Origin of the sequence: Sphingomonas sp. JUb134, from assembly GCF_004341505.2 — a bacterium.
GTDB lineage: Bacteria > Pseudomonadota > Alphaproteobacteria > Sphingomonadales > Sphingomonadaceae > Sphingomonas.
Genome location: NZ_SLYP02000001.1, coordinates 2,624,734 through 2,634,951 on the forward strand (window position 1 = coordinate 2,624,734; position 10,218 = coordinate 2,634,951).

Sequence of the window (10,218 nt, forward strand, 5' to 3'; positions counted from 1 at the left end):
ACGGGTTTCGTGCGTCCCCTTGAACGACGCCGGTCCTGACTATTGGGAACATCATGACCGACACCAAGATCAACGACAAGCGCAAGGCTGAGCTGCTCTCGTCCGTCGTCGAGCACATCGACATCAAGAGCTTCGACGCGCGTCCGATCATCGATTCGATGCAGAAGATGAGCTTCACCAGCCGCGACCTGGCGCGCGCGACCGGCATCTACAACCAGATGCTGGAAGACCCGAACTGCTCGATTTTCCTGGTGATCGCGGGCTCGACCTCGGCCGCCGGCTGCATGGACCTCTATGCCGAGCTGGTGCGCAACAACATGGTGGACGGCATCGTCGCGACCGGCGCGACCATCGTCGACATGGATTTCTTCGAGGGCCTCGGCCACAAGCACTATCAGGCGCTGGAGATCCCCGACGACGACACGCTGCGCTCGCTCTACATCGACCGCATCTACGACACCTACATCGACGAGGAAGACCTCCAGAACGTCGACCACACGATCTTCGAGATCGCCGAGACGCTGGAGCCCCGCGCCTACAGCTCGCGCGCGTTCATCCGCGAGATGGGCAAGTATCTCGTCGAGCACGGCAAGAAGGAGAACAGCCTCGTCAAGCTCGCCTACGAGCATGACGTGCCGATCTTCTGCCCGGCGTTCACCGATAGCTCGGCGGGCTTCGGCCTCGTGAAGCACCAGGTCGACGCGATGAAGGCGGGCAAGCCCTACCTCACCATCGACTCGATCGCGGACTTCCGCGAGCTGACCGACATCAAGATCGCAGCCGGCACCACCGGCCTGCTGATGATCGGCGGCGGCGTGCCGAAGAACTTCATCCAGGACACGGTCGTCTGCGCGGAAATCCTGGGCCACGACGACGTCGAAGTGCACAAGTACGCGGTGCAGATCACCGTCGCCGACGTGCGCGACGGCGCCTGCTCGTCCTCGACCCTCCAGGAGGCGGCGAGCTGGGGCAAGGTCAACACGGGCATCGAGCAGATGGTGTTCGCGGAAGCGGGCTCGGTCATGCCGCTGCTGGCGTCCGACGCCTATCACCGTGGCCACTGGAAGAACCGTGCGAAGCGCGGCTGGGCCAAGCTGTTCGGCGGCAAGTAAGCCGGTCCGACTGGAAGGAACGAACCCGCCCGGGCATGTCCCGGGCGGGTTTTTCTTTGGGCTTCGTCGCGGTACCTGTCGTTCCAAAGACAGGGAGAGGCACCATGACGATCGACCGCCGCACGCTGCTCGGCACCGCACTCGCGCTGCCGGTCGCCGCCGCCGCCAGCCAGGGCGCGCAGGCACAGACCCGCACGGGCATGACGCCGTGGCCGCCGGCGGAGCACTTCCGGCTGTGGCCCGGCAAGGCACCGGGCGCGCCGGCCAAGCTCCCTACCCCCAGGCCCGAGATGAGCGGCAACCCGGCGCAACCGGAACTGTGGATGCGCGGCACCGCCGATCCGATCGTGGCGGTGTTCCGGCCGGAGCGGCCGGATGGTCGCGCGGTGCTGTCGATCCCGGGCGGCGGCTATGGCTTCGTCTCGCTGGAGAACGAAGGAATCGACGTCGCCAGCGTGCTCAATCCGCTGGGCGTCACCGTGTTCGTGCTGAGCTATCGCCTGCCGGGGGACGGCTGGGCCAACCGCGCGGACGTGCCGCTGCAGGACGCGCAGCGCGCGATGCGGCTGATCCGCGCCAATGCCGGGCGCTATGGGATCGATCCCGCCAAGCTCGGCGTGCTCGGCTTTTCGGCGGGCGGGCACCTGGCCGCATCGCTGACCGTCGGCCATAACGACCGGATCTACACGCCGGTGGATGCGGCCGACCGCCAGTCCGCTCGCCCGGCCTATTCCGGCCTCGTCTATCCCGTGACCAGCCTCTCCAGGCCGGGGACCCATAGCGGGTCGGGCAATAACCTGCTCGGGCCGAACCCGGACGAGGCGACCCGCCGCCGCTATGACACGCCGCCGCGCATCACGGGCGCGACCCCGCCCCTGTTCCTGGTCCATGCCATCGACGACCCGCTGGTGCCGCTGGAGCAGAGCCTGGACGTGCTCGCCGCCGCCCGCGCCGCCAAGGTGCCGGTGGAGGTGCATTTCTTTGAAAAGGGCGGGCACGGCTTCGGCGCGAAGCACCTGCCGGAAACAGCGCCCGGGCGCGGCTGGCTCCGATTGTTCGACCTTTGGATGCAGCCACACCTCAGCTGAAGTGCGCGTGGGCCTGGGTCCCAAGCTGGCACAGCCGCGCCGTGCACAGCGTAAACCGCTCGTTTACTCGATTTCTTCGTCGCTGGTATTCCGCCGGAAACGACAGGGGAATCGAGATGAAGCTTTCGACCATGATCTGCGTGGCGCTGATCGCTACCGCAAGCACCCCGGCATCGGCCACCGGTTGGTGGTGGTGGGGTGGTTCCAGCGGCGGCCACACCGGTTCCAGCGGCGGCAACACCGGCTCGACCGGTGGCCACAGCTCCACCGGCGGCACTGGTTCGTCGGGCGGCACGCCGGCACCGGTCCCCGAGCCGGCCACCATGCTGCTGCTGGGCGGCGGTGCGGCAGCGCTCGCCTTCGCCCGCAAGCGCCGCGCGAAGTAATCGGTGGGGCGGCTGCGGCCGCCCTGCCCCTCAACCGAACAGGCGCCGCATCGACCGGTCGAGCATGACCAGCTGCCAGAGGGTACGGCCATGCTCCGCCCGGCCGGTACGATGATCGGCGGCGAGCCGCTCGACCGCGACCGGATCGAACCAGTTCGCCAGCACCGGTGAGCGCGCAAGCGTCGCCGCCTCGGCCGCGAGCGCGTCGCGGAACCAGGCGCTGACCGGAGTCACGAACCCCATCTTGGGCCGATAGAGGATCTCCTTCGGCAGCCAGGGTTCGAGCGCCTTCTTCATCAGCCACTTGCCCTGCCCGCCGCGCAGCCGAAGGGCTGGCGTCAGCGTGGCCGCGAACGCCACCAGCCGATGATCGAGCAGCGGCTCGCGCGCCTCCAGGCTTACCGCCATGCTGGTGCGATCGACCTTGGTGAGGATGTCGCCGGGCAGCCAGTGCTGGATGTCGGCATATTGCGCGGCGTCCAGCGCGTCGCGCGCCGGGGCTCCGCGCATCGTCGCCACATAGCGCTGCTCGCCGCGGTAGCCGCCGAGCGCCTTGCGGGTCGCCCCCGTGTAGAGCCGGTCCCGCGTTGCTGGTGTCGTGACCCCGACCGCCCGCGCGTAGGCGGTCGCGCCATCGTCGGCGAGCGCGAGCAGCGTCGTCTTGGCGCGCAGCGGCCGCGGGGCCCAATCGGCTTTTGGGTAAGCGCTGCCGAGGGCACCGAAGAGCCGCGAACGCCAGTGCGCCGGAAGCATCCCGCGCACCCGCTCCTCGGCGGAGTGGAAGCGATAGCGGCGGTAGCCGGCGAACGCCTCGTCCGCACCATCACCGGACAGCGCCACCGTCACCGTCTCCCGCGCCAGCGCGCAGACCTGGTAGGTGGCGAGCGCCGAAGCGTCGGCGAAGGGCTCGTCGAACGCATCGACCAGCGTGTCGATCAGGCCGAAGTCGTCCGAGGCGACGGCGCGGGTCCGGTGCTCGGTGGCGAAGCGGCGGGCGACCAGATCGGCATGGGTCCGCTCGTCGTGATCGGCCTCGTCGAAACCGATGGTGCAGGTCTTGACCGGCTGGCGGCTGGCCTCCGCCATCAACGCGACGACCGCCGAGCTGTCGACGCCGCCGGAGAGGAATGCGCCGAGCGGCACGTCGGCGACCATGCGCGAGCGCACGGCCTCGCGCAGGTGGTGCACCAGCTCCGCGGTCAGGTCGCGGGTCGAGCCCTTGGCGCGCTGCGAGAAATCCACGTCCCACCAGCGCACCGGCTCCGGCACCCGCCGGCCGCGCTCCAGCAGCAGGAAGTGGCCGGCAGGCAGCTTGCGCACGCCCGCGACGATGCTCGCGTCGTCGGGCACATAGCCGAGCGCCATGTAATCCTCGATCGCGCCCAGATCGGGTGCACGACGGACCAGCGGATGGGCGAGCAGGCCCTTCAATTCCGACGCGAACGCGACCGCGCCGTCCGACAGCTCGACATAGTGGAGCGGCTTCACGCCCAGCCGATCGCGGGCGAGGAACAGGCTGCGCGCCTCGGCATCGTAGAGCGCGAAGGCGAACATGCCGTTCAGCCGCGACAACAGCCCCGGTCCCCAGGCGCGCCAGCCGTGGAGCAGCACCTCGGTATCGCCATCGGTGGTGAAGCGGGCGCCGAGGCCCGCGAGTTCGGCGCGCACCTCGCGGTAGTTGTAGATCTCGCCGTTGAAGACGACGACGTGGCTTTCACCGGGCGTCGCCATCGGCTGCGGGCTTCCGGCAACGTCGATGATCGAGAGCCGCCGGTGGCCGAGCCCGACGCCGGGTGCCGTCCAGATGCCCGATCCGTCGGGACCGCGATGCGCGAGCGCGTTGGTCATGGCCGTGATCCGCGCGGGCTCGATCGGCTTGGGAAGCGCGGGATAATAGAGGCCGGCGATGCCGCACATCAGCGCGCACTCCCAGCGACCGAGGCGACTAGCCGGTCGATCGGACCTGCTGCAGCGAGGAAGTCTTCGGCCACTGCGCGTGCCGCCGGACCGCCGCCATGCGCCGACACCAGCACGGCGACGGCAAGCGGCGAGCCGCCGAGCAGCTTCACCTTGAGCGTCTCCAGCTTGACGCGGCGGGCGCTGCCGGTCGTGACGTCGCCCAGCCGGTACCAGGTGAAGGTCTGGCGTTCGACCGGACCAGGCGCGGTCATGCGCACGCCACTGCTGCCGGCGAGCGGCGGCAGGTCCTCGATGCGGACCCAACGATCGTTCTCGCGGATCGCGCCCTGGCCGAAGCCGACCAGTTCCTTGCCCTCGTGCTGGCCCGCATAGATCGCCACCGCCAGGTCGACCCGGCGGCCTTGCGCGTCGGCATAATGGCCCAGCAACAAGCGATCCGCTCCCGGATAGTTGGGCGCCCAGGCGGGTGCGTCGTCGGCCGCCACCTGGCGCCAGCCGGGCACCGCCGGCAGGGCCGAGCGGGCCGGCAACGGCGCCGCTCTGCCCTCGCCGGCCCAGCCCCAGCCGGCGAACAGCAGCGCGATGGCCAGTACCAGCGCGGTTGCGAGCGGCAGCCGTAGCGTCCAAGTGACCGGCGCCTGCAGCGCGGCGGGATCGAACCTGGGTGCGTCGGGGTCGCGATCGAACCAGTGCCAGCCGATCGCCATCACCGCCGCCATCACCAGCGCGAAGAAGACCCAGCCATAGACGATGTGGTCGAAGCCGGTGGCCGCCTCCACCGAGGTCAGGTGCGCGGCATAGATGGTGCCCGCCGCGCGCACGCCGTTCGCGAGCACCGGCACGATCAGCGCCATCGCCAGGAACGCCGCGCGCCGCTGCCAGCGGACGTAGCAGACGTTGGCGACCAGCACGCCGTACGCCGCCATCGCGATCACGAACTTCGTGCCCGAACAGGCCTCCGCCACTTCGAAATAGCCGTTCGGGATGGTGATCAGCACGCCATCGACGACGGCGGGCACGTTCAGCAGGTGGAGCAGCCCCATGGTCTGGCGGACGGTCAGCGCCTGGAGCGGCATCTCCAGGAAGTCGCCGAACGGCACCAGGAACGCCATGTAGCCGAGCGGAAAGGCGAGCCCTCGCGCGACGTTCGGGCCGAGCAGCGCCACCACCGCGCCCGCGAGCATCGTCACCAACCCGGCGTGGCGGAACAGCGCGACGGCCGCTGCGTCGCCGACGAGCCAGACGAAGGCGCCGACCGCCACCGCCAGCAGGCCGGGTCCCCACGCCTGGGGGTGCAGCTGCGCCAGCTCCCGCCGTCGCTGCCACACCAGCCAGGCGAGGATCGGCGGCACGAACAGGCAATGGCCATAGGTGGTGGAGTTCCACCAGATGCCCAGCATGTGCGCGACGTCGCGGCGGAAGATCAGCAGCAACGCGGCCCAGGTGCCGGCGAGACAGGCCAGCGAGGTGAGCCATCGCGAGGCGAGGCCAGCGGTGAGTGGCGGCGATGCGATCGTCCCGCTCATGCCGCCTGCCGCTCCAGCAGCGCATCGAGCGGTGCCAGCTGCGCGTCCCAACCATAGCGGCGCTGCACCTGCGTGCGCGCCCGGGCACCGATTTTGGACGCCTCGGCGGGATCGGCGAACAAGTTCGAAATGGCGTGTGCGAAGTCTGTCGGCGCGCGGGCCACGGAAAGGCAGCCGTCGTGGTCAATCCCCTCCGCCGCTTCCGACGAGGCGACCACCGGACGCGCCATGGCCATTGCCTCTAGCACCTTGTTCTGGACACCGCGGGCGATGCGCAGCGGCGCGACCACCACGCTTGCCGCAGCGAGCCAACCGCGCACATCCGGCACCTCGCCGGTCACGAGCACGCCCGGCTGCCCGGCAAGGGCGCGGACGGTCGGGGCCGGCGCCCGCCCGACGATCGCGAAGCGTGCGCCGGGATGCCGTTCCCGGACCTGGGGCAGCACGGCCTCTGCGAACCAGGTGACTGCTTCGACGTTGGGGCGATAGTCCATCTGGCCGGTGAAGACGATCAGCGGCCGGGCTTCGCAGACCGGCTCGGCCGCGGACGGATCGTAGAAGGCCGTGTCGATGCCGTTGCCGATCGCTCGCACGCGCGGCGCTCCCGTCGCTTTCCGGAACAGCGCGGCCTCTGCCTCGCTCACGAACAGGCTGGCGTCAGCGCGCTCGGCAACCTTGGCCTCGAACGCCTGGAGCAGCCGCGCCTCGCGTGCGAGCAGCCAGCGCATCGGCCCCGTCGCTTCGCCGGCATATTGGGCGAACTTGGCGGAATCCATGTCGACGAAATCCATCACCACCCGCGCGTTCGTATCGGCAGGCAAATATTGCGCCATCTGGCCGGAGAAGACGTAGATCGCCTCGATCGGCTCGCGTGCCAGTACGTCGCGTACCGCCGCGCGCATCGCGGCGGCATCGAACGCGGTGAGCGAGAACGGGCGACGGGTCGCCAGCGCCTCGGCGACGGCGCGCGTACGCCCCTTGCCGCGCCACAGGATCGTGCGGCTGGCGGTCGCCTCCACGAGTTCGGGACGCGGCCGGAGATCGCGGCGATCGTCGGCAAAGGCGCAGAGATGGACCCGGTGGCTGCGGGCGAGATGCCGCAGCACGTGCCAGCCGCGGATCTTGTCGCCGCGGTCGGGCGGGAACGGCATCCGGTGCGCCAGGAACAGGATCGATCCCATCAGCCGAGCCCGCGCGCGATCCAGGGGCCGACGCGGTTGGCGACCGCGAGCGGCAGCCGCTGCCAGGCGGCGATCTTCAGCCGATACTTCGGGTTGAGCGGGCTGGCGTCCCGGGGCGCCGCGCCGTCGCGGGTCCAGGTCGCATAGGCGAGCGGTTGGGGCGTGAAGCCCCAGTTCTTCTTGAACGCAGCCGGCCCGGTGCCGGCCTTGGACCGGCCGAAGTCGAAGGCGGTGCAGCCGCGATCGCGGGCGTGCTGCATCAGGGCGAAGTACATGGCGTCGTTGGCGCGCAGCGCGCGCGCGGCGCGGGTCCCGCCGCCCCAATAGGGATAGACGGTGCCGCGCCAATAGAGGCTGAGCACGCTCGCGACCGGGCTCCCCTCATGGCGCACGGTCAGGATGTCGGCGCCTTCCGGTCCGAACGCGTCGAGGACTTCGCGGAACAGCGCCGGCGGGAACACCGGCGTGCCCAGATTGCGAACGGATTCGCCATAGACAGCGAAATGCTCCGCTAGGTCCCGGCGGCTTCGGCCGGTTGCGACCTCGAAGCCGGTGGCGAGCGCCTTGCGGACCTCGGCGCGTTGCTTGCGGGGGATGGCGGTGAGTTCAGCGGCGTCGTCCGCGGCGATCGGACGGACGAAGCCCAGGTAGCGGCCCGCGTCCACCGTCCAGCCGGCGCCAACGGGCGCGGGGCCGCCGCGCAGCTCGATCGTCGGCGCGCCTTCTGCCTCCGCGGTCGCGAGCGCCTGCTCAATCAAGGCTGCCTGCGCCGCTTCATCGTCGCCGAGCGGACCGCCCGCGACGCCGAAGCCGGTCGAGACCAGCGCGGTGCCGAACAGGCGCGATCGCACGGTGGTGAGCGGCAGGATCGCCGCCAGCGTGTCGCCGCGCTCCGCCACCAGCATCGCGAAGCGCTGGCCGGTCGCCCGCGCCGTCGCCATGCCCCAGGCGGGCAGGTGAAAAGGCGTGCCCCCCGGCTGCTCCGCCACGAAGCCGGCGATGCGCGCGCGTTCGGCCGCATCGTCCAGCCGGGCGGTTCGGACGGTCACTCCCGCGACGAGTTGCGTCACGCGCGCTGCGCCTCCGCGGCCACGATGGCGTCGGCACGTCCCCAGCGGTGCCGGCGCAGCAGCCGGCGCAGCTTGCCCTCCATCGCGCCCAGGCGGGCGTAATGGCGCACGCGCGACCGCATCGGCGCACCGGCCACCCGGGGCTGGCCGGCGTCGATCTCCCACGGGTGGAAGTAGAACATGGCGGGGCGCCCCTCCCCGGCATTTGCCTGCACCACCGCGCGTTCGGTGATGGCACCCGGCAGCAGCCGGAAGAAGCCACCGCCGGCCGGCACCTGCCGCCCGAGCACGCGCGCGGTGGTGATCGGCCATTCGATCAGATCACTGTCGGCAAGCGGGCGGAAGGGATGCGGCGGCGCGTCCGGCCAGCCATAATGGTCGTGGCGGACCGGGGCCACGCTCGACGAATACAGATACCCCGTCTCCGCCAGCACCGCGTGCGCCCAGGGGGTGCGCGCGTCGATCGAGAAGCTGGGCGCGCGATAGCCGGTGACGGCGACCCCGCCCGCATCCTCCAGCGCGGTCCGCGCCCGCGCGACATCGGCCCGGAACTGGTCGGGGGTGAAGGTGAAGACGCGTTGGTGATCCCAGCCGTGGCTGGCGACTTCATGCCCCGCATCGGCGATGCGGCGGATCAGGCCGGGGGCACGCTCCGCCACCCAGCCGAGCGTGAAGAAGGTCGCGCGCGTGCCCGTTTCGGCAAACAGCGCCAGCACGCGATCGGTATTCGCCTCGACCCGGCTTTCCAGGCGCGGCCAGTCCTCGCGGGCGATCACCGTTTCAAAGGCACCGACCTGGAACCAGTCCTCGACGTCGACCGACATGGCGTTGCGCATGGGCGGCGGCTCAGGCGGCGTTGCCGCGCAGCCGGTCGATGTTGGGCCGGCGCTCCTCGCCCTCCACCCAGTCGACCAGCAGCATCAGCACGCGGCGCAGCGTCTCGTCCTGATCGGCAAGGCGCGCCTCCAGCTTGGCGATGCGATCGTTGAGGGCCGCAAGCTCTGCGGTCTGCGCGCTGCCCGGCGAGGGCACGGCGTGGAGCACGCCGCGCGCCGGGCGGGCGGTGTCGGGCGATGGCGCAGCGGCGGGCACATGCTCCTCCGCCTCTTCCGAGTGGCCGACGTCCTCCGCCAGTTCGACGCCGACCGCGTCGATCTCGGCCGCGTCGAAGCGCTCGATCTCCTCGACGCCGCCCATCAGGAGCACGCGGCTCATCAACAGGTTCAGCCGGCGCGGCACGCCGCCCGACCAGCGATGCAGCGCCTCAATCGCCTCGGGCGTGAAATCGGGCCGGCCGTTCCAGCCGACCAGCGACAGGCGATGGACGATGTAGGGTTCGACCTCATGCGCCTCCATCGGATCGAGATGGTGCATCGCGATCACGCGCTGGCGCAGCTGCTCGACGCGGCCGGAGCCCTGCAGGCGCTCGCGGAACTCGGGCTGCCCGAGCAGGAAGATCTGGAGCAGCGCGTGGCCGCCGGCCTGGAAGTTCGACAGCATCCGCAGCTCTTCGATCGCGGAGAGCGGCAGCGACTGCGCCTCGTCCACCACCAGCAGCGTGCGGCGGCCGGCGCGCGCGACCGCGTGGAGCCCGCGCTCGATCGCGGACAGCAGCTGCGCCTTGGAAAGCCCCGCCGGATCGGTGCCCAGGCCCGATGCGATGACCTGCAACAGGTCCTCCGGCTCCAGCTGGGTCGTCACCAGCCGGATGACGTTCAGGCGAGCGGGATCGATGGTGGAAAGGACGTGGCCCAAGAGCGTGGTCTTGCCCGCACCCGGCTCGCCGGTGATGACGATGAAGCCCTCACCCTCGCTCAGGCCATAGGTGAGGTACGCCATCGCCTTGCGATGGGTGCCCGTGTCGAACCAGAAGGCCGGGTCCGGCGTGAGCTGGAAGGGCTTGCCCGAAAGGCCATAGAAATCGTCGTACATCGT

Annotated in this window: 9 protein-coding genes; 3 read left to right on the forward strand and 6 right to left on the reverse strand. The window is 70.5% G+C overall.

The window, feature by feature from the left end; all coding sequences use genetic code 11:
* Positions 1-53 precede the first annotated feature (53 nt).
* From EDF69_RS12140 to EDF69_RS12150, 3 genes are all read left to right on the forward strand, one after another.
* Positions 54-1,112, forward strand: a complete 1,059-nt coding sequence (locus tag EDF69_RS12140) for a 1,9-bis(guanidino)-5-aza-nonane synthase (RefSeq protein ID WP_132881861.1) — start codon at positions 54-56, stop codon at positions 1,110-1,112.
* A gap of 104 nt (positions 1,113-1,216) precedes the next feature.
* A complete protein-coding gene (locus EDF69_RS12145; protein ID WP_132881860.1) occupies positions 1,217-2,200 on the forward strand; it encodes an alpha/beta hydrolase in 984 nt (327 codons plus the stop codon).
* Between the two features lie 116 nt (positions 2,201-2,316).
* Entirely contained in the window at positions 2,317-2,586 is a 270-nt protein-coding gene (locus EDF69_RS12150; RefSeq protein WP_132881859.1) for a PEP-CTERM sorting domain-containing protein, read from the forward strand.
* Positions 2,587-2,616: 30 nt separating this feature from the next.
* Here the strand turns inward: EDF69_RS12150 and EDF69_RS12155 are convergent, their stop codons facing one another.
* Genes EDF69_RS12155 through EDF69_RS12180 form a run of 6 tightly spaced genes read right to left on the reverse strand, consistent with a single transcriptional unit; the run spans position 2,617 to position 10,215 of the window.
* Complete coding sequence (locus EDF69_RS12155; RefSeq protein WP_132881858.1) at positions 2,617-4,503, reverse strand: XrtA/PEP-CTERM system amidotransferase; 1,887 nt, start codon at positions 4,501-4,503, stop codon at positions 2,617-2,619.
* The gene (xrtA, locus tag EDF69_RS12160) at positions 4,503-6,032 is read right to left on the reverse strand and encodes an exosortase A (RefSeq protein ID WP_132881857.1); all 1,530 of its coding nucleotides are present in this window, start codon (positions 6,030-6,032) and stop codon (positions 4,503-4,505) included. The genes EDF69_RS12155 and xrtA overlap by 1 nt, the downstream gene beginning before the upstream one ends.
* Positions 6,029-7,213: a TIGR03087 family PEP-CTERM/XrtA system glycosyltransferase gene (locus EDF69_RS12165; protein WP_132881856.1), complete on the reverse strand. Its 1,185-nt coding sequence runs from the start codon at positions 7,211-7,213 to the stop codon at positions 6,029-6,031. Before EDF69_RS12165 ends, xrtA begins: the two co-directional genes overlap by 4 nt.
* Entirely contained in the window at positions 7,213-8,283 is a 1,071-nt protein-coding gene (locus EDF69_RS12170) for a FemAB family XrtA/PEP-CTERM system-associated protein (RefSeq protein WP_132881855.1), read from the reverse strand. Before EDF69_RS12170 ends, EDF69_RS12165 begins: the two co-directional genes overlap by 1 nt.
* Positions 8,280-9,119 (reverse strand): XrtA system polysaccharide deacetylase, encoded by an 840-nt coding sequence (locus EDF69_RS12175; protein WP_132881854.1) that lies wholly within the window; start codon positions 9,117-9,119, stop codon positions 8,280-8,282. Before EDF69_RS12175 ends, EDF69_RS12170 begins: the two co-directional genes overlap by 4 nt.
* 10 nt (positions 9,120-9,129) lie before the next feature.
* Positions 9,130-10,215, reverse strand: a complete 1,086-nt coding sequence (locus EDF69_RS12180) for an AAA family ATPase (protein ID WP_132881853.1) — start codon at positions 10,213-10,215, stop codon at positions 9,130-9,132.
* Between the last annotated feature and the right edge of the window lie 3 nt (positions 10,216-10,218).

Coding starts and splice junctions, on each gene's coding strand:
- EDF69_RS12140 (WP_132881861.1), top strand. CDS start 54: ATGACCGACACCAAGATCAACGACAAGCGCAAGGCTGAGCTGCTCTCG.
- EDF69_RS12145 (WP_132881860.1), top strand. CDS start 1,217: ATGACGATCGACCGCCGCACGCTGCTCGGCACCGCACTCGCGCTGCCG.
- EDF69_RS12150 (WP_132881859.1), top strand. CDS start 2,317: ATGAAGCTTTCGACCATGATCTGCGTGGCGCTGATCGCTACCGCAAGC.
- EDF69_RS12155 (WP_132881858.1), bottom strand. CDS start 4,503: ATGTGCGGCATCGCCGGCCTCTATTATCCCGCGCTTCCCAAGCCGATC.
- xrtA (WP_132881857.1), bottom strand. CDS start 6,032: ATGAGCGGGACGATCGCATCGCCGCCACTCACCGCTGGCCTCGCCTCG.
- EDF69_RS12165 (WP_132881856.1), bottom strand. CDS start 7,213: ATGGGATCGATCCTGTTCCTGGCGCACCGGATGCCGTTCCCGCCCGAC.
- EDF69_RS12175 (WP_132881854.1), bottom strand. CDS start 9,119: ATGCGCAACGCCATGTCGGTCGACGTCGAGGACTGGTTCCAGGTCGGT.
- EDF69_RS12180 (WP_132881853.1), bottom strand. CDS start 10,215: ATGTACGACGATTTCTATGGCCTTTCGGGCAAGCCCTTCCAGCTCACG.